The sequence below is a fragment of the Frigoribacterium endophyticum genome (assembly GCF_011759585.1).
GTDB classification, from domain to species: Bacteria; Actinomycetota; Actinomycetes; order Actinomycetales; family Microbacteriaceae; genus Frigoribacterium; species Frigoribacterium endophyticum.
Window position 1 is genome coordinate 1,038,132 of the sequence record NZ_JAAOYV010000002.1, and the last position, 23,550, is coordinate 1,061,681.

21 protein-coding genes are annotated in these 23,550 nt (G+C 74.3%); 13 read left to right on the plus strand and 8 right to left on the minus strand.

Annotation, left to right across the window (positions count from 1 at the left end):
• Positions 1–47: 47 nt before the first annotated feature.
• Positions 48–752, plus strand: coding sequence for a DUF6766 family protein (locus FHR77_RS12200; protein WP_167260565.1), 705 nt, complete (start codon positions 48–50; stop codon positions 750–752).
• Here FHR77_RS12200 and FHR77_RS12205 read toward each other — a convergent pair.
• Entirely contained in the window at positions 696–899 is a 204-nt protein-coding gene (locus tag FHR77_RS12205) for a hypothetical protein (protein WP_167260567.1), read from the minus strand. The two genes, FHR77_RS12200 and FHR77_RS12205, sit on opposite strands and share 57 nt — an antisense overlap.
• A gap of 195 nt (positions 900–1,094) precedes the next feature.
• Here FHR77_RS12205 and FHR77_RS12210 point away from each other — a divergent pair, with 195 nt between their 5' ends.
• Positions 1,095–1,688, plus strand: a complete 594-nt coding sequence (locus FHR77_RS12210; RefSeq protein WP_167260569.1) for a TetR/AcrR family transcriptional regulator — start codon at positions 1,095–1,097, stop codon at positions 1,686–1,688.
• 134 nt (positions 1,689–1,822) lie between these two features.
• Positions 1,823–2,782 (plus strand): helix-turn-helix domain-containing protein, encoded by a 960-nt coding sequence (locus FHR77_RS16685; RefSeq protein WP_167260571.1) that lies wholly within the window; start codon positions 1,823–1,825, stop codon positions 2,780–2,782.
• 10 nt (positions 2,783–2,792) lie between these two features.
• Here FHR77_RS16685 and FHR77_RS12220 read toward each other — a convergent pair whose 3' ends face one another.
• The gene (locus FHR77_RS12220) at positions 2,793–3,089 is read right to left on the minus strand and encodes a hypothetical protein (protein WP_167260573.1); all 297 of its coding nucleotides are present in this window, start codon (positions 3,087–3,089) and stop codon (positions 2,793–2,795) included.
• Positions 3,090–3,342: 253 nt separating this feature from the next.
• Here FHR77_RS12220 and FHR77_RS12225 point away from each other — a divergent pair, with 253 nt between their 5' ends.
• Entirely contained in the window at positions 3,343–4,641 is a 1,299-nt protein-coding gene (locus FHR77_RS12225; RefSeq protein ID WP_185230523.1) for an NAD(P)/FAD-dependent oxidoreductase, read from the plus strand.
• 218 nt (positions 4,642–4,859) lie between these two features.
• On the opposite strand, the gene FHR77_RS12230 is transcribed toward FHR77_RS12225, so the two are convergent.
• Complete coding sequence (locus FHR77_RS12230) at positions 4,860–6,347, minus strand: MFS transporter (protein ID WP_341777345.1); 1,488 nt, start codon at positions 6,345–6,347, stop codon at positions 4,860–4,862.
• A 92-nt stretch (positions 6,348–6,439) separates the two neighbouring features.
• Between FHR77_RS12230 and FHR77_RS12235 the strand changes: the two genes are divergently transcribed.
• Positions 6,440–7,003, plus strand: a complete 564-nt coding sequence (locus FHR77_RS12235; protein WP_167260577.1) for a TetR/AcrR family transcriptional regulator — start codon at positions 6,440–6,442, stop codon at positions 7,001–7,003.
• Between the two features lie 58 nt (positions 7,004–7,061).
• Complete coding sequence (locus FHR77_RS12240; RefSeq protein ID WP_167260579.1) at positions 7,062–7,643, plus strand: GIY-YIG nuclease family protein; 582 nt, start codon at positions 7,062–7,064, stop codon at positions 7,641–7,643.
• A gap of 418 nt (positions 7,644–8,061) precedes the next feature.
• Here FHR77_RS12240 and FHR77_RS12245 read toward each other — a convergent pair whose 3' ends face one another.
• Positions 8,062–9,450 carry an APC family permease gene (locus tag FHR77_RS12245; RefSeq protein ID WP_341777346.1) on the minus strand — a complete coding sequence of 463 codons (1,389 nt, stop codon included), beginning with the start codon at positions 9,448–9,450 and terminating at the stop codon, positions 8,062–8,064.
• A gap of 37 nt (positions 9,451–9,487) precedes the next feature.
• Positions 9,488–9,802 carry a winged helix-turn-helix transcriptional regulator gene (locus tag FHR77_RS12250; RefSeq protein WP_056059166.1) on the minus strand — a complete coding sequence of 105 codons (315 nt, stop codon included), beginning with the start codon at positions 9,800–9,802 and terminating at the stop codon, positions 9,488–9,490.
• 195 nt (positions 9,803–9,997) lie between these two features.
• Between FHR77_RS12250 and FHR77_RS12255 the strand changes: the two genes are divergently transcribed.
• Entirely contained in the window at positions 9,998–10,642 is a 645-nt protein-coding gene (locus FHR77_RS12255) for an NAD(P)-dependent oxidoreductase (protein WP_167260581.1), read from the plus strand.
• A 115-nt stretch (positions 10,643–10,757) separates the two neighbouring features.
• Here FHR77_RS12255 and FHR77_RS12260 read toward each other — a convergent pair whose 3' ends face one another.
• The gene (locus tag FHR77_RS12260) at positions 10,758–11,240 is read right to left on the minus strand and encodes a hypothetical protein (protein WP_056057729.1); all 483 of its coding nucleotides are present in this window, start codon (positions 11,238–11,240) and stop codon (positions 10,758–10,760) included.
• Positions 11,241–11,414: 174 nt separating this feature from the next.
• Between FHR77_RS12260 and FHR77_RS12265 the strand changes: the two genes are divergently transcribed.
• From FHR77_RS12265 to FHR77_RS16690, 3 genes are all read left to right on the plus strand, one after another.
• Positions 11,415–12,434 (plus strand): Gfo/Idh/MocA family protein, encoded by a 1,020-nt coding sequence (locus FHR77_RS12265; RefSeq protein WP_167260583.1) that lies wholly within the window; start codon positions 11,415–11,417, stop codon positions 12,432–12,434.
• Positions 12,435–12,544: 110 nt separating this feature from the next.
• Entirely contained in the window at positions 12,545–14,017 is a 1,473-nt protein-coding gene (gene cls, locus FHR77_RS12270) for a cardiolipin synthase (RefSeq protein ID WP_167260585.1), read from the plus strand.
• Positions 14,018–14,190: 173 nt separating this feature from the next.
• On the plus strand, positions 14,191–15,552 hold the full coding sequence (locus tag FHR77_RS16690) for an alpha/beta hydrolase-fold protein (protein ID WP_167260587.1): 1,362 nt from the start codon (positions 14,191–14,193) through the stop codon (positions 15,550–15,552).
• A gap of 226 nt (positions 15,553–15,778) precedes the next feature.
• On the opposite strand, the gene FHR77_RS12280 is transcribed toward FHR77_RS16690, so the two are convergent.
• Positions 15,779–16,435 (minus strand): TetR/AcrR family transcriptional regulator, encoded by a 657-nt coding sequence (locus FHR77_RS12280; RefSeq protein ID WP_167260590.1) that lies wholly within the window; start codon positions 16,433–16,435, stop codon positions 15,779–15,781.
• A gap of 77 nt (positions 16,436–16,512) precedes the next feature.
• On the opposite strand from FHR77_RS12280, the gene FHR77_RS12285 reads away from it, so the two are divergent.
• The 3 genes from FHR77_RS12285 to FHR77_RS12295 are packed head-to-tail and all read left to right on the plus strand — an operon-like array spanning position 16,513 to position 20,139.
• Entirely contained in the window at positions 16,513–18,162 is a 1,650-nt protein-coding gene (locus tag FHR77_RS12285; protein ID WP_167260592.1) for a flavin-containing monooxygenase, read from the plus strand.
• Entirely contained in the window at positions 18,159–19,094 is a 936-nt protein-coding gene (locus FHR77_RS12290; RefSeq protein ID WP_167260594.1) for a 3-hydroxyacyl-CoA dehydrogenase, read from the plus strand. The genes FHR77_RS12285 and FHR77_RS12290 overlap by 4 nt, the downstream gene beginning before the upstream one ends.
• A gap of 10 nt (positions 19,095–19,104) precedes the next feature.
• On the plus strand, positions 19,105–20,139 hold the full coding sequence (locus FHR77_RS12295) for an alpha/beta hydrolase fold domain-containing protein (RefSeq protein ID WP_341777349.1): 1,035 nt from the start codon (positions 19,105–19,107) through the stop codon (positions 20,137–20,139).
• A 1,091-nt stretch (positions 20,140–21,230) separates the two neighbouring features.
• Here the strand turns inward: FHR77_RS12295 and FHR77_RS12300 are convergent.
• Positions 21,231–23,441, minus strand: coding sequence for an NADP-dependent isocitrate dehydrogenase (locus FHR77_RS12300; RefSeq protein ID WP_167260596.1), 2,211 nt, complete (start codon positions 23,439–23,441; stop codon positions 21,231–21,233).
• Positions 23,442–23,550 lie beyond the last annotated feature (109 nt).

Consider the following 23,550-nt stretch of genomic DNA (forward strand, 5'->3'; position numbering starts at 1 on the left):
ATCGGGCTGGGGCTGCTCGCCTTCTTCGTGATCGGGGCGCTGGCACGGTGACCGGCACGCGCACGACGCGGCGTCGCCTCGTCGACCGGATCCGCGACTCCGGCCTGGGCCTGTTCTTCGGGGCGCTCTTCGTCGTCGCGCTCGTCGCCCAGTCGTTCGCGGGGTGGGCGACCTTCAACGACGACCAGACGAGCGCCCGCCTGCAGCCGATCAGCTGGCTCGAGTACGTGACGTCGTCGAGCTTCGCCGCCGACGTCGCCGAGAACTGGCAGTCGGAGTACCTGCAGTTCGTCCTCTACATCGGCGCCACGGTCTGGCTCGTGCAGCGCGGGTCGACGGAGTCGGGCGAGCTCGACCAGGTCGGCCCGCAGAGCGACGAACGGCAGCACGTGCGCGGGCACGCCCTGCCCGGCTCGCCCCGCTGGGCCGCGGCCTCGGGCTGGCGGCTGTGGCTCGCCTCCCACTCGCTCGGGCTCGTGATGGGGGCGATCTTCGTCGCGTCGTGGGCGGCCCAGGCCGTCACCGGCCACGTGGCCCACGACGAGCAGCAGCTGCTCGACCTGGAGGCGCCCACGGGCCTCGCCGGCTACGTCGCGTCGGCCGACTTCTGGAACAGGACCCTGCAGAACTGGCAGTCGGAGTTCCTGGCGGTCGGCAGCATGGTCGTGCTGTCGATCTACCTGCGCGAGCGCGGCTCAGCCGAGTCGAAGCCCGTCGGCGCCGCCCACGACGACACCGGGGTCGAGGGCTGAGGCGCCCTCGGCGAAGAAGTCGGCGTAGCGCGCCTCGTCGACGGCCGGGGGCACGTCGGCGGGGGCCGCCGCCGGCACGGCGCGGCGCTTCGGGTACGCGCCGATGTGGGCGCGGGGCACCGCGGAGTCGCTCGAGTAGGCCGTCACGGTGCTGACGCTAGGGGACGGGGGCGACGCCCCGGGCCCCGGGCGACGGCGCACGAACACGGGCCCCGCCCCACCGCGCATGCCGGACAACCGGGGGCCGACCGCGGCCGTGCGCGGCCACTCCCGCTCGTTCTGCCGATCGTGCAACTAGTGTCGTGCAGGTCCCGACCAGACCCCACCGATCGATCCGAGCCCATGACCACAGCCGCCGTGAAGCCCCCGCCCCTCGACGTCACCGGGCGCCACGTCGTCGACGTCGCCGACGACCTCTTCAACTCCCGGGGCATCCGGTCGGTGCGCCTGCTCGAGGTGGCCACCGCCTCCGGCGTGGAGATCGACGAGATCCGCCGCCTCTTCCAGTCGAAGTCGGGGCTCGTCGAGGTCGTGCTCGAGGCCCGCCACGTCAGCTGGTCGCAGCACATCGCCGACGCGACCGTCGAGGTGCCCGACTCGCGCGACAAGCTGCTCGCCATCTTCGGCTACCTCGAGGAGTGGTTCGCGGAGGACTCCTTCCAGGGCTGCGTCTTCATCAACTCCTACGGCGAGCTCGGCCGCAACAACACGCGGATCGCCGAGATGGCCCAGCGCCACAAGGAGTCGTTCGTCGCCCTCGTCACCGATCTCGCGCTCGACGCCGGCCTGCCCCGCGAGCTCGGCTCGAGCATCGCCCTGCTGGCCGAGGGCGCCCAGGTCTCGGCCGCGATGACCCGCACGACCTCGCCGGCCCGCGACGCGCGCCAGGCGGCCGCGATGCTCATCGCGCTCTACCAGGACGACGACGAGCGCTGAGCCCGCTCCCCCGCGCCGAGCCGCTCCCTCGCCTCGGCCCCTCCCCTGCACTGGGGCCGCGCCCGGACGGTCGGTCTGTCCACCCCGCGCATCGTCGGGCTCCGGGGTACAGCCCTTCGTGCGACACTCAGCCAGTGCGCGCCCTCGAGAACACCCCCGTGAGGCTCGAGCTCACCTCGTCGGACCTCACCACGGCGCGCGAGACGCTCGAGGGCCCTTTCGCGTCCGGCCGCTTCGAGGCCCGGCCCGTCCGTGACCGCCCCTTCTCCTTCCGGCACGCGGCCGTCGGCGACACCGCGATGACCCTCCGCGAGACCCGGTTCGCCGGGCACCTCGGTGGCGGGCTCGCTCCGCACGACGAGTACGTGGTCGCGTGGATGCAGTCGGGCACGGGGTCGTTCACCGAGGGCCGTGACGAGACCGAGTTCACCTCCGGCATGCCGGTGCTGCTGCCGCTCGAGACCGACTACTCGTTCGCCTTCGACGACTTCGTGCAGAAGTGCGTGCACTTCCGCACCACCGACCTCGAGCGCGTCGCCGCCGAGCGGGAGGGCGCCGCCCCCGGCCGCCTGCACTTCGACCGCCGGGCCACCCCGACGCCCGCCGCGATCCGCGCCTGGTGGAACACCCTCGCCCTCGTCTCGCGCACGGTCACCGACCCCGAGGTCAGCCCGCTGCTCGCCTCCGAGATGTCACGGCTGGCGGCCGTCGCCCTGTTGCAGCTCTACCCGTACCGCAGCGCCGACCTGCCGCCGCAGCTGCAGGCCCCGCGCAACGCCCGCATGCGCACGGCGGTCGAGTACGTGCACGCCCACGCGCACCTGCCGGTCACCTCGACCGACATCGCGAAGGCGGCCGACCTCAGCCTCCGGGCCCTGCAGGAGGGGTTCCAGCGCACCTTCGACCTCGCGCCCACGGCGTACCTCCGCCAGGTGCGGCTCGACCGCGCGCACGACGAGCTGCGCTCGGCGGCCCCGGGCGCGACCTCGGTCGCGACCGTCGCCCGCACCTGGGGCTTCGCGCACCTCGGCCGGTTCTCGGCGTCGTACATGGAGCGCTTCGGCGAGTACCCGCGCGAGACGCTGGCGAGCTGAGCTGAGCCCGCTAGCGGCGGGCGGCGCGGGCCTGGCGCGCAGCGCGGTCGCTGCGGGGCGGCAGGCTGAAGAGCGGGATCACCGGGGCGAGCCCCTCCTCGGGCTGGGCCTCGACCGGGCGGGCGGGCTCGACCCGCGCCTCCCACGCTTCTCCCTCGTCGATGACGAGGCCGCCGAGCTCGGCGCCGACGGGCACGAGCTCCTCGAGCGAGGTGACGAGCGCCAGCCGGTCGCGGGCCTCGCGGTCGTGCCGCAGGAAGGCCGACGCGGGCGTCGCGGGGCGGCGGTAGAGCACGTAGCCCTTCACGTCGTCTCCCACCGTCGAGGTCGCCCGCGGCCTGGTCGGCGCGGGCCCGGCGAGGTCGTGGCCGGAGCCGGAGGGGGTGCCCCCGGATGCGCTGAGCCTACGCGGCGGCACGGCCGCTGTCCGCGGCCCGCGGACACGTGCCTCCTGAGGCTCGCTCAGTGGGTAGCCTGTCCTCCGGACGGGACACGATCCCGGCCATCCTCGGGGTCAAGGGCGACCACCGGCTCGCACCACACATCGCAGGAGTCAACTCATGGCTGAAGACAGTCGCCCCCACATCGTCATCGTCGGTGGAGGCTTCGCCGGCATCGCCGCCATGCGGGCGCTGCGCCACGCCGACGTGCGCATCACCCTCGTCGACCGCCACGTCTACAACATGTTCCAGCCGCTCATGTACCAGGTCGCCACGGGCGGCCTCAACGCGGGCGACGTGACGTACTTCCTCCGCAGCCTCCGCTCGAAGCAGTCGAACGCCGAGTTCCGCCACGGCCTGCTCACGACCGTCCGGGCCGACGAGCGCGTCATCACGCTGCGCGACGGGGAGGAGATCGCCTACGACGCCCTCGTGCTCGCGAACGGCGTCAACACCAGCTACTTCGGCACGAAGGGCGCGTACGAGTACGCCTACTCGATGTACTCCCGCTCGCAGGCGCTCCGCATCCGCGACGAGCTGTTCACACAGCTCGAGAACGCCGCGGCCTCGGTCGGCAGCGGCGAGGTCAGGGTCGTCATCGTCGGCGGCGGCGCGACGGGCGTCGAGATGGCGGGCTCGCTGGCCGAGCTGCGCGACCAGGCCCTGAAGGACGCCTACCCCGAGATCGACGCCTCGAGCATCACGATCACCCTCGTGCACCGCAGCGGCGAGCTGCTCAAGCCGTTCTCGCCGCGCCTCCGCAAGTACGCCGCGAAGGTGCTGCGCAAGCGCGGCGTCGACCTGCGCCTCGACACCGGCGTCGAGGAGGTCCGCCCCGACGGCGTCGTCGCGGCGGACGGCGAGTTCATCCCCGCCGAGCTCGTGATCTGGGCGACCGGCGTCGCCGCCCACGCCGAGGTGGCCGGCTGGGGCGTGCCGCAGACCCACGGCGGTCGCATCCAGGTCAACGACGACCTCACCGTCAAGGGCCTCGACCGCATCTTCGCCGCGGGCGACATCGCCGCGACCGACGACGCCCTCGCCCAGCTGGCGCAGCCGGCCATCCAGGGCGGCGAGCACATCGGCGAGCAGATCCAGCGCATGCTCGCGGGCAAGCCCCTCGAGAAGTTCAAGTACCACGACAAGGGCACCATGGCGACGGTCGGCACGAACGCCGCCGTCGTGCAGCTGCCGAACGGCTTCACCCTGACCGGCCCGGTCGCCTGGCTGCTGTGGGTGTTCGTCCACATCACCAGCCTGCTCGGCAACGGCAACCGCCTGTCGACGCTGACGCACTTCTTCGTGCGCTACCTCTGGGCGCTCCGCAAGCGGGCGATCCCGATCGTCGGCGACGTGCGCCCGGTGCGCCCGAACGGCGACCGCGCGCCCGAGAAGTGGCAGACCGAGAAGGCGGAGTAGCTCCGCCCTCCCCCCGCACGGCGCGATGAACCGCGTTCCGTTCCGTGAACCGCGGTGCACAGCGGTTCACGGAGCGGAACGCGGTTCTTCGTGGGGCGGGGGCATGCGGGAGGCGCGGTCCACGCAGCGGAACGCGGTTCTTCGTGGGGCGGGGACATGCGGGAGGCGCGGTGCCGGAGTGACCGACACCGCGCCTCCTGGGGGCTGCTGTGGGCTGCTCAGCCCATGTGCACCACGGGGCCGGAGGGGAGCAGGTCCTCCTTCGAGCCGCGGATCATCACGAACGAGATGACGGCGGCGACCAGCGTCGCGACCCCGGCGGCGACGAACGCGGCCGAGTAGCCCTCGACGAGGCTGCCGAGGCCGACGGCGGCGCTGCCGGCCACGGCCGACGCGTAGAGGTTCGTGTAGACCGCGAGGCCGACCGAGCCGCCGATCTGCATCATGGCGTTCGAGGTGGCGCTGGCCGCGCCCGCCTCGTGCGGGGCCACGCCGGCGAGGGCGAGGTTCTGCATCGGCACGAAGACGCCGGCGAGGCCGACGCCCATCACGATCAGCGGGGGCAGCACGTGCGTGGCGTACGCGCCGTCGACCGTCACGAGCGAGAGCCAGAAGAGGCCGGCCGCGGCGATGACCGGTCCGACGATCATCAGCACGCGCGGGCCGATCACCGGCAGCAGCTTGGTGAGGATCGGCGCCATCACCATGATGACGAGGGTCATCGGCAGGGTCGCGAGGCCGGCCTCGAGCGGGCCGAAGCCGAGCACGATCTGCAGGTGGAAGGTGAGGTAGAGCAGGGCGCCGATCATGACGCTTCCGACGATCAGCTGCACGAGGAAGGCCCCGCCGCGGACGCGGTCCGTCAGCACGCCGAGCGGCAGCAGCGGGTGGTCGGAGCGCTTCTGGATCAGCACGAAGAGGGCGAGCAGGCCCGCGCCGAGGGCGATGAAGCCGATGACGACGGCGGAGCCCCAGCCGTCCTCCGCCTGCGTGAAGCCGTAGACGAGCGAGGCGAGGCCGAGGGCCACGACCACGGTGCCGGCGACGTCGAGGCGGTTGTCGCCCTCGGCCTTGCTCTCGCGGACGACGAGCGCGGCCGCCACGATGGCGACGATCACGATCGGCACGTTGACGAGGAGGCACCAGCGCCAGCTGACGAACTCGGTCAGCACGCCGCCGAGCACGAGGCCGACGGCGGCGCCGGCACCGGAGATGGCGCCGAAGACGGCGAAGGCGGTGTTGCGCTCGCGCCCGCGGTCGAAGGTCGTCGTGAGCACGGCGAGGGCGGCGGGGGCGAGCAGGGCCGCGAAGACGCCCTGCAGGGCGCGGGCGGTGACGAGCAGCTCGCCGGTCGAGACGAGGCCGCCGAAGGCCGAGGCCGCGCCGAAGCCGACCATGCCGACGATGAAGGTGCGCTTGCGGCCCCAGAAGTCGGCGATGCGGCCGCCGAGCAGGAGGAGCGCGCCGAAGGCGAGGGCGTAGGCCGTAACGACCCACTGGCGGTTCTCGTCGGTGAGGCCGAGCTCGGCCTGCGCCTGGGGCAGGGCGATGTTGACGATGGTGCCGTCGAGCACGACGACGAGCTGGGCGAGGCCGACGATGACGAGCACCCACCAGCGGCGGCTCGGGTGGGCGGGGGCGGAGCCCGGCGTGCGCGACGCGGAGGGCGCGGTCGTCGGGACGGAGCCTGTCGATGAGGTGGTCACTGTTCTCCTGGGTAGGGCGGGTCCCGGCATGAGGACCGGGCAACACTACCAACCATTTGGTTGGAGCACCAGCGTGGGCTAGGTTCTCGGCCATGGCCCACGACGCGAACGAGACCCGGCGACGCATCCTCGAGGCGGCGACGGCGGAGTTCTCGGCGCGCGGGCTCGCGGGCGCCCGGGTCGACCGCATCTCGGCCGCGGCCGGCTGCAGCAAGGAGCGCCTCTACGCCCACTTCGGCGACAAGGAGGCGCTGTTCACGACGGTGCTGAACCTCTCGTTCGCGGAGCTGGGCGCCGCCGCCGCCGTGCCCTACGCCAGCGCCGAGGAGTTCGCCGTCGCCCTCTTCGACCACCTGGCCGAGCACCCCGAGAACCACCGGCTGCTCAGCTGGGCCCGCCTGGAGGACACGCACGACTGGCAGGCCTCCTTCGCCGTGCTGCAGGAGACCCGCGACGCGTCGATCGACCAGCTCGACCGGGTGGGCGCCGTGCGCGCGACACCGTGGGGCGGCGACGACCTGTTCGCCGTGCTGCTCTCGATCGCGTCGTCGTGGGTGCAGCTGCCCGGGCTGGAGGGGGCGCCGGCCGCGACGACGGGGCGGGACGAGCAGCGCGAGATCGTGCGGGAGGCGGTGCGGAGGCTGGTGCGGGGGTAGGGGGCGCAGGGGCGGCTGCCGCGGGGGCGGCGTCGGTGGTCGGCCGTACGGTCCGGGGATGGACCTGACCGACGCCCCGCCCTGCACCGGCGACGGCGACTGCCCGTACGCCGTCGAGCCGGGTGCACCCGTGCCGCTCTGTCGGCGGCACCTCGAGCTGGCCGCGGACTGGTGGGGCGACGCGGAGCGGGGAGGCGCGGGCATCGGCGTCGAGGACGCGCTGCCCACGCCGTGCCCGGCCTGCGGAGCGCGGCTCGGGGTGCGCTGGCCCTCCGCCTGGCTCTGCGCGGTGTGCGAGTGGCGGCAGGGGGACGTCCCGGACGGCGAGCTGGCGCCTCCCCGGGTCGACGTCGTGTACTACCTCCGCTTCCGCGACAGGATCAAGATCGGCACGACCGGGAACCCCCGTCAGCGCCTCGCCGCGATCTGGCACGACGAGCTGCTGGCGCTCGAGCGCGGCGACCGCGCCGTGGAGCGGGCGCGGCACGAGCAGTTCGCGGCCCAGCGGCACGGACGCACGGAGTGGTTCACCGCGGACCGCGAGCTGCTCGCGCACGTGCGCGCCCTCGCCGAGGGGCAGCCGGACCCGTGGGCGCTGCACGCCCGCTGGCGGAGCGAGGCGGTCGCGCGGCGTGTGTGAGCCGGGCGGGGCGGAGTGAGCCGGGCGGGGCGGGAGGCGCGGGGCGGGCGGGACACGCGGGGCGCGCCGGGTGGTCGTCGAGCATCGGGGCGTCGGCAGCGGGCGTGACCACGACCGTGACCGTGACCGGATCGTCCGTGCGCCCGGAAGGCGCCCCACAGAAAGCTCCATCCACTCCGGAGTGGAGCAGCCTGGCACGAAGGGCGCGCCCACCCCACGCCGCTCCACTCCAGAGTGGAGGAGCAGAAGCGAGGAGGAGCAGGAGCAGGGCGCACCACCCTCAGACGACCGCTCCACTCCAGAGTGGATCAGCGCGGAGCGGGACCGTCACCAGCGCCCCGTCATCTGAGCCTCGCGCCCAACGACCCGCGGAGAGCCCCTCCACTCCGGAGTGGATCAGCGCGGAGCGGGACCGTCCTCAGAGACCCGTCGTCCGCGACCCGCCCCGGCCGGCGCCCGGCGACCCGCGCCTCCGACGGAGCACCACGAGACGACCCAGCACCCCCACCGCGAAGACCCCCGCCCCGGCGAGCACCGACGCGAGCGGCAGCGTGACCACGAGCGCCACGCACGCGACCGCCCCCAGCACCGGCAGCACGCGGGGCCAGCGACGGTGCTCCCCCGTCTGCGTCAGCGCCGCGACGTTCGCCACGAGGTAGTAGACCAGCACGCCGAACGACGACGCCCCGATCACGCCCCGCAGGTCGACGGTCAGCACGAGCACGCCGACGACGGCGGCCAGCACCAGCTCCGCGCGCAGGGGCACTCCCCTCCGGGCGTCGACCACGGCGAGCGCCCGGGGCAGGTCGCCCTCGCGCGCCATCGCCAGGCTCGTGCGCCCGATGCCCGCGACCAGCGCCAGCAGGGCCCCGCTCGCCGCGACGCCCGTCGCGACCGCGACCACCGGCGCCAGCCACCCCGCGCCGGCCGCCTCGACGGCGTCGACGAGGGGGCGCTGCGACGCCGCCGTCCCCGCCGACCCGAGCGCACGGAGCAGCACCAGCGCCACCGCGGCGTACACGACGAGCGCGGCCGACAGCGCGATGACGACGGCCCGCGGGATCGTCACCGACGGGCGCCGCACCTCCTCGGCGAGGGTCGCTATCCGGGCGTACCCGGCGAAGGCGAAGAACAGCAGGCCGGCCCCCTGCAGGACGGCGACCGGCGTCGGTCCCGCACCCGCGCCTCCCGCACCGCCCGCCGCACCTCCTGCACCACCAGCACCACCCGCACCGGAGGCCGCGTCGACGACCGCCCCGACCCCGGGAGGCGCGCTGCCGACCACGACCACCACCAGCACCAGCACGGCCAGCACCGCGGCCACGATCACCGCGGTCGCCGCTGCGGTCCGGGTGATGCCCGCGGCGTTCAGCACGGTCACGGCGACGACGAGCAGGAGGGCGGCGGGGCGGGTCCACGGGTCGGGCACCAGCGCGACCGCGGCGGTGGTCGCCATCGCGGCGCAGCTCGCCGTCTTGCCGACGACGAAGCCCCAGCCCGCGACGAACCCGGGCCACTCGCCGAGCCGCTCGCGGCCGAACGCGTAGGCGCCGCCCGAGGTCGGGTGCTGGGCCGCGAGCTGCGCCGTCGACGTCGCGTTGCAGAACGCGACGACCCCGGCGATCAGCAGGCTCACGAGCAGCAGGTCGCCGGCCGCCGCCGCGGCGGGGGCGAAGGCCGAGAAGACTCCTGCGCCGATCATGGAGCCGAGCCCGATCACGACGGCGGCGCCGAGGCCGAGCCGCCGCTGCAGGCCCCCGGGCGCGGACGACGAGGGCGAGGCCGAGGGAGGCGGGGCGGCGGTCACGCGCGGAGCATACCCACCGCGGGTGACGCGCCCGCGCTCAGGCCCGGCTGTCGTACTCCCGCTGCGAGTCGCTGACGTCGCCGAAGTGCTCGATCGACCAGCGCTCGAGGGCCTTGAGCGGGGCCCGGAGCGTCTGGCCCGCCTCCGTCAGCTCGTACTCGACGCGCGGCGGCACCTCGGCGTAGACGGTGCGCGAGACCAGGCCGTCGCGCTCGAGCCCGCGCAGCGTCTGCGTGAGCATCTTCTGCGAGATGCCGTCGACCACCCGGCGGATCTCCGAGAAGCGCCGCGGGCCGTCGTCGAGGGTGCCGACGACCAGCACCGTCCAGCGGTCGCCGATGCGGTCGAGCACCCGCCGCGTCGGGCAGCCCGCCTGGTAGGGGTCGAGCTCGTGCGACGAGGCGTCGAGCTCGCGGGTCTCGCTCGTCGACTCGCTGAGCTCGTGCGTGGCCGGATCGATGGTTACCAAAAAGTGCCTACTTCCCGATGGATACCAATGGACGTAGCGTAGCCCCGTACCGCCCCACCGCGACAGAAGGAGAACCACATGACCCGCATCACCGTCTTCGGAGGAACCGGCTACGCCGGCAGCGCGATCGTCGCCGAGGCCGCCCGCCGTGGCCACGAGGTGACCTCGGTCAGCCGCAGCGTGCCCGAGCAGCAGGTCGAGGGCGTGCGCTACGAGACCGGGTCGGTGCTCGACGCCGACGTCCGCGCCCGTGCGGTCGCCGGAGCCGACGTCGTCGTCTCCTCCCTCTCGCCCCGCGGCGAGCTCGACGGCCAGATCGTCGAGGCCGACCGCGAGATCGCGACCCTGGCCGCCGAGCACGGCGCCCGCCTCCTCGTCGTCGGCGGCTTCAGCTCGCTCCGTCTCGAGGAGGGCGCCGAGCGCCAGGCCGACACCGGCCAGCTGCCGCCCGAGTTCGCCGCCGAGGCCCTCCAGATGCACGCCGTGCTGCTCGAGCTGCTCGACCGCCCCGAGGGCCTCGACTGGACCTTCGTCTCGCCCGCCATGCTCTTCGGCGCCTACGCGCCCGGCGAGGCGCTCGGCCGCTACCGCGTCGGCGACGACGTCGCCGTCTACGACGCCGAGGGGAACTCCGCGATCAGCGGGGCCGACTTCGCCCTCGCGATCGTCGACGAGGTCGAGACCCCGGCGCACCGCCGCGAGCACGTCAACGTCGCGTACTGAGCGACCACGGGGCCACACGGTGACCCCGCGCGGGAGGCGCGGTGACCGGTCGACGGGCACCGCGCCTCCGGCGTGTGGTGGGGTGGTGCGCTCGGCCCACGCCGCCCGGAGCGGCTCAGCCCCGGCGGCGGCCGATCGCGACCGCGAGCGCCAGGACGGCGACCGTGACGCTGCCGCCGACGGCGAGGAGGACGCGCTCCTGACGGCGGCCCGCGAGGGCGAGCCGGTTCGTCGCGTCGCGGAGCGAGTCGGCGGCCGTCTCGGTGACGTCGCGGCTCGCCTGCGTCACGTCGGCGACGATGCGCTCGGCGGCGGCCGCGAGGTCGCGGCCCTCCTCGGCGGCGTCGTGCAGCAGGCCGCGGGCGTGCTCGGCCGCGTCGCGCCCGGTCGCGGCGGCGCCGTCGACGAGGCGGGCGGCACGGTCGGCCGCGTCGCGCCCGGTCGCGGCGCTCTCGCGGACCTTCTCGCCCGCCTTCGCGGCGAGGTCGCGGAGGGCGGCACGGTCGTCGGGCGAGACGACGCCGCTCTCGTCGAGGGCCGACAGCGCACGGCGCGCTGCGGCGCGGAGGGAGTCGCGGGGCCTGTCGGGTTCGCTCATGTCGTCGCCTCTCGTTCGCGGTGCTGAGGGCTCGACGCTACCCCGCGCACATCCGGATGCCCCTAGGTGGGCCCCGGCGGGCGCGGAGGGCCCAGGACGCGGCATCTCGACGCCGCCGGGGCGCGGCGTGCCGCGGCGGGGGGCATCGTGCCGCGGCGGGGCCAGCATGGGGGCATGACCCTCACCTTCCCCTCCTCCTCCGCCGCAGCGCTGCGCGGGGGCCCCGCCCTGCGCTGGGGCGTCATCGGCGCCGGCGAGATCGCCGGCGACTTCACCGACGCCCTGCACTCGCTCACCGACCAGCGCGTCGTCGCGATCGCCTCCCGCAGCCAGGAGCGCGCCGACGCCTTCGCCCGCCGTCACGGCGTCGAGCGCGGCCACGACGACGCCGCCGCGATGGTCGCCTCCCCCGACGTCGACGTGGTCTACGTCGCCACCCCGCACACCCGGCACCGGCCCGACGCCCTGCTCGCGATCTCCGCCGGCAAGCCGGTGCTGATCGAGAAGCCGATGGCCGTGAGCACCGCCGAGGCCGACGAGATCGCGGCGGCGGCCCGGGCGGCGGGCGTCTTCGCGGCCGAGGCGCTGTGGACCCGCTACCTGCCCCACATGACGGTCATGGCCCGGCTGCTCGCCGACGGCGCGATCGGCGACGTGCGGCTCGCGACCGCCGAGGTCGCCTGGGCCAACGACCTCTCCGCGCCCGGCCGCATGACCGACCCGGCCCTCGGCGGCGGCGCCCTGCTCGACATCGGCGTGTACGCCGCGTGGTTCACGCAGTTCGCCGGCGGGCACCCGGTCGAGGTGCGCGCCTCGGGCACCACCCGCGCCGACGGGGTCGACCTCGAGGCCGCGATCGTCACGCGCAGCGACCGCGGGGTGCTGGCGACGGCGGCGACCAGCCTGCTGGCGACCTCGCCCGGGCGGGGCACGATCAGCGGCTCGGCCGGCTCGGTGCGGACGCTCGACAACCTGGTCTTCCCCGCCTCCTTCGAGCTCTCGACCGACGAGGGCACCGCCGTCTGGAGCGACCCCGCCGTGCCGACCGGCCGACGCGGGCTCGCCTACGAGGCCGCGGCGGTCGCGGGCTTCGTCGCGGAGGGCGTCACCGACTCGCCGCTGCACTCGCTCGCCGACGCCCGCTCGGTGCTGGCGACGATCGAGGCGGCCCGGGCGCAGCTGACGGTGGTCTGAGGGCGGCCGCGGTGGGCTGGGCGGGGCCGCCGTCCCTCCCCAGGAGCCCGTACCCCACAGGGTCGAGACCCGGGGAGGCGCAGTCAGGCACCACCTGACAGGATCAGCCCATGAGATGGCGCTCCGTGCTGAAGGCACTCCCCACCGTGGTGCTCGTCGTGGACATCGTGATCCGCGTGGTGTCGGTGGCGGCCGTGCCGCGCAACCGCAAGCCGAGCTCGGCGATGGCGTGGCTGACCGCGATCTTCGTCGCGCCCATCCCGGGCAGCCTGCTCTTCGGGCTGATCGGCTCGTCGAAGCTGCCCCGCGACCGGCGTGAGAAGCAGCGCGAGATCAACCAGCGCATCCTCGACGGCACCGCGAGCCTCGACACGAAGGCCGCGACGGTCGAGACCGAGCCGCCGTGGTTCGGCAGCGTCGTGAAGCTCAACCGCACCCTCGGCTCGATGCCCCTCAGCCCGGGCAACACCGCCGAGCTGCTGCCCGACTACCGCGCGTCGATCGAGGCGATGACGGCCGCCGTCGACGAGGCCGAGCGCTACGTGCACGTCGAGTTCTACATCTTCACCCGCGACGAGACGACCTTCCCGTTCTTCGACGCGCTGAAGCGGGCCCACGACCGCGGCGTGCAGGTGCGGGTGCTCTACGACCACTGGGCGACGATCCGCAACCCGCAGGGCCGGGTCACGCGACGGTGGCTGCGCGAGGCGGGGCTGAACTTCGAGGAGATGCTGCCGTTCCACCCGACGAAGGGCATGTGGCGGCGCCCCGACCTGCGCAACCACCGCAAGATCGTCGTCGTCGACGGCGACGTCGCCTTCACGGGCTCGCAGAACATGACCGACCCGAGCTACAACAAGCGCGGCAACATCAAGCGCGGCCTGCAGTGGAAGGACCTGATGGTGCGGCTCGACGGGCCCGGCGCCGTCGGCCTCAACGCGCTCTTCCTCACCGACTGGTACTCGGAGACCGACGAGCTGCCGGTCGTCGACGACCTCGAGGCCCCCGTCGAGCGCCGCACCGGCCCCGACGCGATCGAGTGCCAGGTCGTGCCGAGCGGGCCAGGGTTCGACGGCGAGAACAACCTGCGGCTGTTCAACGCGCTCGTCTACGGCGCGCAGGAGAAGCTCATCATCGCGAGCCCCTACTTCGTGCCCGACGACTCGATGCTCTACGCGATCACCACGGCCGCCGAGCGCGGCGTCGACGTGCAGCTGTTCGCGTGCGAGGTGGCAGACCAGTTCCTCGTCTACCACGCCCAGCGGTCGTACTACGAGACGCTGCTGCGCTCGGGCGTCCGGATCTTCCTCTACGAGAAGCCGATCGTGCTGCACTCGAAGCACTTCACCGTCGACGACGACGTGGCCGTCGTCGGCTCGAGCAACATGGACATGCGCTCGTTCAGTCTCAACTTCGAGGTGTCGCTGCTCGTGCGCGGCGCCCACTTCGTCGAGCGCCTGCGCGCGGTGGAGGACGACTACCGCTCGAAGTCGCGCGAGGTGCACCTCGACGAGTGGCTGACGCGGCCGGCGGCGATCCAGGTCGTCGACAACGTCGCGAGGCTGACCGCGGCGGTGCAGTAGGCGGGAGGCGCGGGAGCGCGGGCCGGGCGCGGGCCGGGCGGGAGGCGCGGGCCGGGCGCCCCGCGGGTCCCGTCGCGCTGACGGCTGCGTCATGGGATGGCTCCCTAGGGTGTGCCCGCCCCGCGACCCGTCGACGCCCGACCCCCGGCGGGGCTCGTCCGGAAGGCCCCGCGGTGTCGTTCTCCCTCGTCTCCGTCCTCACCCTGGCGCCGGTGTACGCCCTGGCGCTCGGGCTGGCCGTGTGTCTCGTGCGCCCACCGCGCGGCTGGGTCAGGAGGCGGGACGCGCGGCCCCGACCCCGCCCCCGGCGCTGGTGGACGGCGGTCGGCGTCGCCGCCGTGGTCGGTGCCGGCGCGGGCGCCCTGGTGTCGTGGTGGGTCGGCGACGTGCAGGCCGCCCTCGACGTACCTCCGACCTGGGTCGACCGGGCCTGGGTCTCCGCGCTCGGCGCGGGCCTGGCCGTGGCGGTCGTCGCCGGCGTGCGCGGCGGGGCCGGGCGTCGCGTCGTGGCCGGGCTCGGAGTCGTCGTCTTCGCGCTCTCGACGGGCCTCGCCGTCAACCGTGACGCCGGGCTGTTCCCGACCGTGGGGGCGCTGCTCGGGGTGTCGCACGTCGCGCCGCTCACGCTGCCGCCCGCCCAGCACGGGGCGTCGGCAGGCGACGCGACCACCGCCTCCGGCACCCTCCCGGCGGAGTGGACCCCGCCCGCCGACCTGCCCCGGCACGGCCGGCTCGGCAGCGTGGTGATCCCGGCGACCGACTCGCACTTCCGGGCCCGGCCCGCCCTGGTGTGGCTGCCGCCCGCCGCGCTGACCGCCGACCCGCCCGCGCTGCCGGTCGTCGAGGCGCTCTCCGGCCAGGGGCCGGGCGCCGCCCCCGAGAACCTCGTCGACGCCGGGCACCTCGACGACCAGCTCGACGCCCTGGCGGCGCAGCACGACGGTCTCGCGCCCATCGTCGTGATGCCCGACCAGCTCGGCCGGCCGACCTCGAACCCGATGTGCGTCGACGGCGAGCTCGGCGACAGCGCGACCTGGCTCACCCGGGACGTGCCCGCCTGGGTCACGGCCCACCTCGACGTGCAGCGCTCCCCCGCCGCGTGGGCGATCGCCGGCTTCTCGCAGGGCGGCACCTGCTCGGTGCAGCTGGCGACGGAGCACCCCGACGTCTTCGGCTCGTTCGTCGACGTCAGCGGGCAGCTCGGGCCGCTGCTCGACGGCGGCGTCGACCGCACGATCGCCCGCGGATTCGACGGCTCGCGCGCCGCGTACGACGCTGCCCAGCCGGTCGCGGTGATGCGGGCGCATGGTCGGTACGCCGACCTCGGCGGCTTCTTCGCGGTGGGGGCCGACGACTCGCGCTACGGGCCCGTGCAGCCCGTCGTCTCGGCGGCGGCGCAGGCGGCGGGCATCGACGTGACCCGTCTCACGGTGCCCGGCAGCGGGCACGACTGGCACACCGCCTCCGTCGGGCTCGCTGCCGGCCTGCGCTGGCTCTGGCCGCGCCTCGGCCTCGGCGCCGTCGTGGGTGGCTGACTCCCGGAGGCGACCCGCCCCGCCGCCCCCGCCCGGCCCCCGCCCGGCCGTCCTCGCACCCGCGAGAACCACCGACTGATCAAAGAACCACGTCAGATCGTGGTTCTTTGATCAGTCGGTGGTTCTGCCGCGCAGCCGGGTCGCCCGCCGTGCACCTCGCCCGCCGTGCACCTGGCCGGCCGGGCGGGCGGGCGGGCGGGCGGGCGGCGGTGCTGGCGTTCGGCGCTCAGCGCGCGGCGGCGCCGTAGATGCTGCTCAGCCAGACGTGCAGCAGGGTGTCGACCGGGTCGACGGCCGCCCCGGGCAGGCTGGGCTCGGTGAGCGCCGCTATGATCACGCGCTCGTTGAGCAGGTTGAGGCTGGTCGCGAGCACGCGCGGCTCGGGCCCGGCGACGGCGGCGCCGCGGGCGCGCTCGGCCTCGATCGCGCGGGCCGTCTCGTCGATCCAGCCCTGCAGCAACCGCGACCACTGGGCGACGATCTCGGCGTCGGTGCCGCGCGCGCCGACCACGGCGGCGACGACGCCGGGGTGCGCCGCGAACGTCTCGAAGAAGGCCGAGATCGCGCGTCTCCAGGTCGCGGCGGGGTCGTCGGCGAGCCCGACGAACACCTCGGCCGACCGCCGCGACGCCTCGTGCGCGACCCGGTCGAGCAGCGCCAGCAGCACGCTGCGCTTCGACGCGAAGTAGAAGTAGAACGTCGGCCGCGAGATGCCCGCTCCGCGGGCGAGGTCGTCGATCGTCAGCGCCGAGAAGTCCTTCTCGCCGAGCAGCCGGTCGGCCGTCGTGAGGATCGCCTGCTCGCGCTCGTCGCCCGACACCCGGGTCGCCCGCCGACCCCGGCCCCCGGGAGTCGCGGCGACGGCGTCGAGGTCACGGGGCATGCGCCGATGGTACCGTCCCGCAGCGCTCGTCGGACACACCGTCGACACTCTCGACACTGTGTCGATACAGTGGACGCATGACCGATGAGACGACGACGTCCGCCCCGGCGAGCTCCGCGGCCGCCGCCGACGGCCCGACCGGCCCCGTCGAGCACCTCGACGTCGTGGTCGTGGGGGCCGGCCTCTCCGGCGTCGGCGCCGCCGCCCGGCTGCGCGCGGCGTTCCCCGGCCGGAGCATCGCCGTGCTCGAGGCCCGCGCCGTCAGCGGCGGCACCTGGGACCTCTTCCGCTACCCCGGCGTCCGCTCCGACAGCGACATGGCGACGCTCGGCTACTCGTTCCGGCCCTGGGTCGACGAGCGGTCGATCGCGCCGGGCGCGGCCATCCTGCAGTACGTCCGCGACACGGCGGCCGAGACCGGCGTCGAGCAGCTCGTGCGGTACCGGCACCGCGTCGTCGGCGCCGACTGGTCGTCCGACGACGACCGCTGGACCCTGCGGGTCGAGACGGGCGCGGCCGGCACCACCGGCACCACGACCCTCACCACCTCCTTCCTCTTCCTCGCCTCCGGCTACTACCGCTACGACCGGGGCCACCGCCCCGAGCTGCCCGGCGAGGCCGCCTACCAGGGCGAGTTCGTGCACCCGCAGCAGTGGCCCGAGGGCCTCGACACCGCCGGCCGCGACGTCGTCGTGATCGGCAGCGGGGCGACGGCGATGACCCTCGTGCCGGCGCTCGCGGCCGGGGGCGCCCGGGTGACCATGCTGCAGCGCTCGCCCACCTGGGTCGCGGCGCTCCCGAGCCGCGACCGTCGCCTGCTGCCGCGGGCGCGACGCATCGGGCTCCGCGCCTCCGCCCGGGTCTCGCGCTGGCGCGGCATCGCGACGGGCCTCGTCACGTACCGGTTCAGCCGGCGTGCGCCCGAGCGCACCGGGCGGATCCTCCGCGAGCGCGTGGCCGCCCGCCTGCCGGAGGGCTTCGACGTCGACCGCCACTTCGTGCCGCGCTACGACCCGTGGGACGAGCGGCTCTGCGTCGTGCCCGACGGCGACCTGTTCCGCGCGATCCGCGAGGGGTCGGCCCGGGTCGTCACCGACACCATCGCGGGCTTCACGCCGCGCGGCGTGCGGCTGACCTCGGGCGAGGAGCTGCCCGCCGACGTCGTCGTGACCGCGACCGGCCTCACGCTGCAGCTGTTCGGCGGGGTCCGGATGACCGTCGACGGCCGCGAGGTCGAACCCGCCGAGCACGTGACCTACAAGGGCGCGATGCTCGACGGCGTGCCCAACATGGCCTTCGCCATCGGCTACACGAACGCGTCGTGGACCCTCAAGATCGACCTCGTCGTCGCCTTCGTCGAGCGCCTGCTGCGATCGATGGAGTCGCGGGGCGAGTCGCGCGTCGTGCCCACCGCCCCGACCGGGTCGCGCGGCCTCGGCGAGCTCACGCCCCTCATCGACCTCCGCTCGGGCTACGTCGCGCGCGGCGTGCACCTCATGCCGAGGCAGGGCGAGCGGACGCCGTGGCGGCTGCACCAGGACTACCTGCGCGACCTCGTGCTGTTCCGGCTCGGCCGCGTCCGCGGCGACGGGCTGACGTTCGGCTCGGCGGGCGGGCGGGCGCCCTGGCCCGGGCCCGCGCCCGCGCCCGCGCCCGCGCCCGCGCCCGGCCCGAAGACCACTCCCCCGACCACCACCCGACCGACCCGACCGAAGGACCGACCATGACCTCCCCCCTCGACCCCGCCACCGCCTCCCACGGTCCTGACGCCGCCTCCGCCTCCGCGACCCCGCTGTCGCGCGTGACCGTGCTCGGCACCGGCGTGCTGGGCGCGCAGATCGCCTTCCAGGCGGCGTACACCGGCAGCGACGTCGTCGCGTACGACATCGGCGACGAGCAGATCGCCGTCGCTCGCGCCCGGTTCGACGGCCTCGCCGCGACGTACCTGACGCCGCAGGGGCTGCCCGGCGCGACGGAGGAGTCCACGCGGGAGGCGCTCCGTCGCGTCGCCTTCAGCACCGACCTGGCCGAGGCCGTCGCCGACGCCGACCTCGTGGTCGAGGCCGTGCCGGAGAGCCTCGAGCTCAAGCGCGACCTCTACGCCCGGCTCGCCCCGCTGCTGCCGGAGCGCACCGTGCTCGCCACGAACTCGTCGACGCTGCTGCCGAGCGACCTCGTCGACGTGACCGGGCGGCCCGAGAAGTTCCTCGCGCTGCACTTCGCGAACCTGATCTGGGTCAACAACACCGCCGAGGTGATGGGCACGCCGGCCACCTCGCCCGACGTGTTCCGCTCCGTCGTCGAGTTCGCCCGCGGCATGGGCATGGTGCCGATCGAGCTGAAGAAGGAGCAGCCCGGCTACGTGCTCAACTCGCTGCTGGTGCCGCTGCTGAACGCGGCCTCGGCGCTGCTCGTGAAGGGCGTCGCCGACCCCGAGACCGTCGACACGACCTGGCGCATCGGCACGGGGGCGCCCTTCGGGCCGTTCCAGATCATGGACGTGGTGGGGCTCCGCACCGTGCACGCCGTCTCCGTCGCCGGCGGGCCGGAGGGGCGCGCGTTCGCCGAGATGATCCAGCGCGACTACCTCGACCGCGGCGCCACCGGGCGCGAGAGCGGCGAGGGCTTCTACAGCTACCCGGCACCGTCGGCCGAGTAGCGTCCGCGTCGTGGAGCTGAGTCGCGTGCTGTCGTCCGTCCGTCGTCGTGCCGCCGGGCGGGGGGCGGGTGCGGGTGCGGGCGGCGCTGCGGCCGGTGCCGGGTCTCGACCCGCGACTCCCCCCGCCCGCCCCGTCCACGAGCCGCTCGCCACGCGGCTGGTGCTGCCGCGGGCGCTGGCCCCCGTCTTCCTGCGGCTGACGCGGGCGAACCGCACCTTCACGACCGAGGCCGGGGCCCGGCGCCGCATCCGCGAGCGGTCGCTGCGGCCCGCACCGTACGGGCCGCCCGCGACGCTGCGCTCGGACGTGCGCGTCGACGTCGAGCAGCGCGGCGGCTGGCCGGTCTACCGCGTCTCGCGCCGCGACGGAGCCTCGGCCGGCACCGTCGTCTACGCCCACGGCGGCGGCTGGGTCGGCGAGATCGTGTCGCAGCACTGGCACCTCGCCGCCCAGGTCGCGGCGGAGGTCGGCACCACCGTGCTGCTGCCGATCTACCCGCTCGTGCCCTTCGGCACCGCCGAGGAGGCGCGGGTCGGCATCACCGACCTGGTCACCTCGGCCGAGGGCCCGGTGGTGCTCGCGGGGGACTCCGCGGGCGGCCAGATCGCCCTCTCCGCGGCGCAGTCGCTGCGCGACCAGGGCGTCGACGTGGCGCACGTGCTGATGATCTCGCCGGCGCTCGACCTCACGTGGAGCAACCCGCGCATCCCCTTCGTGCAGCCGACCGACCCCTGGCTCGGCACGCCCGGCGGGCGCGTGCTCGCGGAGCACTGGCGCGGCTCGCTCGACCTGCTCGACCCCGTGGTGAGCCCGCTGGCCGGGGAGCTCGCGGGGCTCCCGCCCCTGACGGTCTTCACCGGGACGCGCGACGTGCTCAACCCCGACGCCCACCTGCTGCGGACGCGGGCGGCCGCCGCGGGCGTGGCGCTCGACTGGCGCGAGGGGGTCGGCGAGCTGCACGTGTTCCCGCTGCTGCCGACGCGGGCCGGGCGCGCCGCGCGGGCGCAGATCGTGCGCACGCTGCGCGCGGCGCTGCGCGGCTGAGCCGCGCGCGGCGCGCTCGAGGTGACCCGATCTGGGCCGTCGCCCGCCCGCAGGGCCCACGACGAGTCGTCTCGATGAGGGCCCGGCGCTGCGCGCCGACCACTCCCCCCACGAGCCACCCGCCTCGGTCAGTTGCTACTTTGGGGGCCCCACAGGGCCGCTCGACCCCTCAAATTGGCAACTCACGAGCGAGCACCCATCGAGACGACCCGATCTGGGCCCCAGCCCGCCCGCAGGGCCCACGACGAGTCGTTTCGATGAGGGCCCGGCGCTGCGCGCCGACCACTCCCCCCACGAGCCACCCGCCTCGGGTGAGTTGCCATTTTGGGGGCCCTACAGGCCCGCTCAACCCCTCAAATTGGCAACTCACGTTCGCGCCCAGATCGAGATGACCCGATCTGGGCCCCAGCCCGCCCGCAGGGCCCACGACGAGTCGTTTCGATGAGGGCCCGGCGCTGCGCGCCGACCACTCCCCCCACGAGGCCACCGCCTCTTGTGAGTTGCCACTTTGGGGGCCCCACGACGCTGCTCAGCCCCCCAAAACGGCAACTCACGAGCCGACACCGATCGAGGTGACCCGATCTGGGCCCCAACCCGCCCGCAGGGCCCACGAAGAGTCGTCTCGAGGAGAGGCCCGGCGCTGCGCGCCGACCACTCCTCCCACGAGCCACCCGCCTCGGTCAGTTGCCACTTTGGGGGCCCCACAGGGCCGCTCAACCCCTCAAATTGGCAACTCACGAGCGCGGCGCGCTCGAGGTGCCCCGATCTGGGCCCCAGCCCGCCCGCAGGGCCCACGACGAGTCGTCTCGATGAGGGCCCGGCGCTGCGCGCCGACCACTCCCCCCACGAGCCACCCGCCTCGGTCAGTTGCCACTTTGGGGGCCCCACAGGGCCGCTCAGCCCCTCAAATTGGCAACTCACGAGCGCGCCCCGATCGAGGTGACCCGATCTGGGCCCCAGCCCGCCCGCAGGGCCCACGAAGGGTCACCTCGACGAGCACGCCACGACGGCGAACGACGCCCCGCACACGGGCCCCGCCGAAGCGGGGCCCGCGTGCGGGGCGCGGCTCGCGCGTCGCGTCGCAGCTACAGCTACAGCGTCGCGAGCGCCGCGTTGAACGTCGCCGACGGGCGCATCACGGCCGCTGTCTTCTCGGGGTCGGGGTGGAAGTAGCCGCCGATGTCGACCGCCGTGCCCTGGGGCGCGATCAGCTCGTCGACGATCGTCTGCTCCTGCTCGCCGAGCGAGGCGGCGAGGGCGGCGAACGCCTCCGCCAGCTCCGCGTCGACGGTCTGCGCGGCCAGCTCGTCGGCCCAGTACTTGGCCAGGTAGAAGTGGCTGCCCCGGTTGTCGATCGAGCCGAGCTTGCGACCGGGCGACTTGTTCTCGGCGAGGAAGGTGCCGGTCGCGCGGTCGAGCGTGTCGGCGAGGATCTGCGCCCGTGGGTTGTCGGTCACCGTCGCGAGGTGCTCGAAGCTGACCGCCAGGGCCAGGAACTCGCCGAGGCTGTCCCAGCGGAGGTAGTCCTGGTCGACGAGCTGCTGCACGTGCTTCGGCGCCGAGCCGCCGGCGCCCGTCTCGAACAGGCCGCCGCCGTTGATCAGGGGCACGACCGACAGCATCTTGGCCGAGGTGCCGAGCTCCATGATCGGGAAGAGGTCGGTGAGGTAGTCACGCAGCACGTTGCCGGTCACGGAGATGGTGTCGGCACCGCGACGGATGCGCTCGAGCGAGAACGCCATGGCCTCGACCGGCGACAGCACCTCGATCTGCAGCCCGTCGGTGTCGAGCTCCGCCAGGTACGAGCGCACGAGGCCGATCAGCGTGGCGTCGTGGGCGCGGCTCTCGTCGAGCCAGAACACGGCCGGCGTCGCGCTGGCGCGGGCCCGCGTCACGGCGAGCTTGACCCAGTCGCGGATCGCGACGTCCTTCGTCTGGCAGGCCCGCCAGATGTCGCCCTCGGCGACCTCGTGCTCGATCAGCGACTCGCCGGCGGCGTTCACCACGCGGATCGTGCCCTCGGCCGGGGCCTGGAAGGTCTTGTCGTGCGAGCCGTACTCCTCCGCCGCCATGGCCATCAGGCCGACGTTCGGCACCGTGCCCATGGTCGCCGGGTCGAAGGCGCCGTGGGCGCGGCAGTCGTCGAGCACGGCCTGGTAGATGCCGGCGTAGCTCGAGTCGGGGATCACCGCGAGGGTGTCGTGCTCGGCGCCGTCGGGCCCCCACATGTGGCCCGAGCTGCGGATCATCGCCGGCATCGAGGCGTCGACGATGACGTCGCTCGGCACGTGCAGGTTGGTGATGCCCTTGTCGGAGTCGACCATGGCCAGGTCGGGGCCGGAGGCGATGCCGGCCTCGAACGCCGCCCTGATCTCGGCGCCCTGGGGGAGGCGGTCGAGACCCTGCAGGATCGCGTTCAGCCCGTCGGCGGGGTCGAGCCCGGCGGCGGCCAGCGCCTCGCCGTGCTGCTCGAAGACCTCGGGGAAGAAGGCGCGGATGACGTGGCCGAAGATCAGCGGGTCGGAGACCTTCATCATCGTCGCCTTGAGGTGCACCGAGAACAGGACGCCCTCGGCCTCGGCCCGGGCGATCTGCGCGGCGAGGAACTCACGGAGCGCGGCGACGTGCAGCACCGTGCCGTCGACGACCTCGCCCGCGAGCACGGGGATCGACTGACGGAGCACCCGCGTGCTGCCGTCCGCGCCGACGAACTCGATGGTGAGGGTGTCGTCGGCGGGCATGACGACCGACTTCTCGTTGCTGCGGAAGTCGTCGACGCCCATCGTGGCGACGTTCGTCGCCGAGTCGCTGCTCCACTCGCCCATGCGGTGCGGGTGGTTGCGCGCGTACTGCTTGACGCTCGCCGGCGCGCGGCGGTCGGAGTTGCCCTGGCGCAGCACGGGGTTGACGGCGCTGCCCTTGACCTTGTCGTAGCGGGCCCGCGCCTCCTTCTCGGCGTCGGTCGAGGGGTCGTCGGGGTAGTCGGGCAGGTCGTAGCCCTGCGACTGCAGCTCGCGCACGGCGGCCTTGATCTGCGGGATCGAGGCCGAGATGTTCGGCAGCTTGATGATGTTCGCCTCGGGCGTCGTCGCCAGGGCGCCGAGCTCGGCGAGGGCGTCGTCGACGCGCTGCGCCTCGGTGAGCCGCTCGGGGAACTGGCTGATGATGCGGCCGGCGAGCGAGATGTCGCGGGTCTCGACGTCGACCCCCGCGGTGCTCGCGTACGCCTCGATGACGGGAAGGAACGAGTAGGTCGCCAGCATCGGCGCCTCGTCGGTGAGCGTGTAGATGATCTTGGCCATGCCGCTGGTACTCCCTCGTGTGGCTCTGCGTTCGTGGGCCCCACGCTACTCGCGCAGGTCTCTCGACATGAAGATACAGGCGGCGACCGCCGGGCCGCGCCCGTCGCAC

Bases quoted from the DNA above. Each gene is read 5' to 3' on its own strand.
- FHR77_RS12285 (WP_167260592.1), top strand. From the start codon at position 16,513: ATGACCGATGAGACGACGACGTCCGCCCCGGCGAGCTCCGCGGCCGCC.
- FHR77_RS12300 (WP_167260596.1), bottom strand. From the start codon at position 23,441: ATGGCCAAGATCATCTACACGCTCACCGACGAGGCGCCGATGCTGGCG.
- FHR77_RS12235 (WP_167260577.1), top strand. From the start codon at position 6,440: ATGGCCCACGACGCGAACGAGACCCGGCGACGCATCCTCGAGGCGGCG.
- FHR77_RS12265 (WP_167260583.1), top strand. From the start codon at position 11,415: ATGACCCTCACCTTCCCCTCCTCCTCCGCCGCAGCGCTGCGCGGGGGC.
- FHR77_RS12260 (WP_056057729.1), bottom strand. From the start codon at position 11,240: ATGAGCGAACCCGACAGGCCCCGCGACTCCCTCCGCGCCGCAGCGCGC.
- FHR77_RS12210 (WP_167260569.1), top strand. From the start codon at position 1,095: ATGACCACAGCCGCCGTGAAGCCCCCGCCCCTCGACGTCACCGGGCGC.
- FHR77_RS12240 (WP_167260579.1), top strand. From the start codon at position 7,062: ATGGACCTGACCGACGCCCCGCCCTGCACCGGCGACGGCGACTGCCCG.
- cls (WP_167260585.1), top strand. From the start codon at position 12,545: ATGAGATGGCGCTCCGTGCTGAAGGCACTCCCCACCGTGGTGCTCGTC.
- FHR77_RS12290 (WP_167260594.1), top strand. From the start codon at position 18,159: ATGACCTCCCCCCTCGACCCCGCCACCGCCTCCCACGGTCCTGACGCC.
- FHR77_RS12225 (WP_185230523.1), top strand. From the start codon at position 3,343: ATGGCTGAAGACAGTCGCCCCCACATCGTCATCGTCGGTGGAGGCTTC.
- FHR77_RS12255 (WP_167260581.1), top strand. From the start codon at position 9,998: ATGACCCGCATCACCGTCTTCGGAGGAACCGGCTACGCCGGCAGCGCG.
- FHR77_RS12280 (WP_167260590.1), bottom strand. From the start codon at position 16,435: ATGCCCCGTGACCTCGACGCCGTCGCCGCGACTCCCGGGGGCCGGGGT.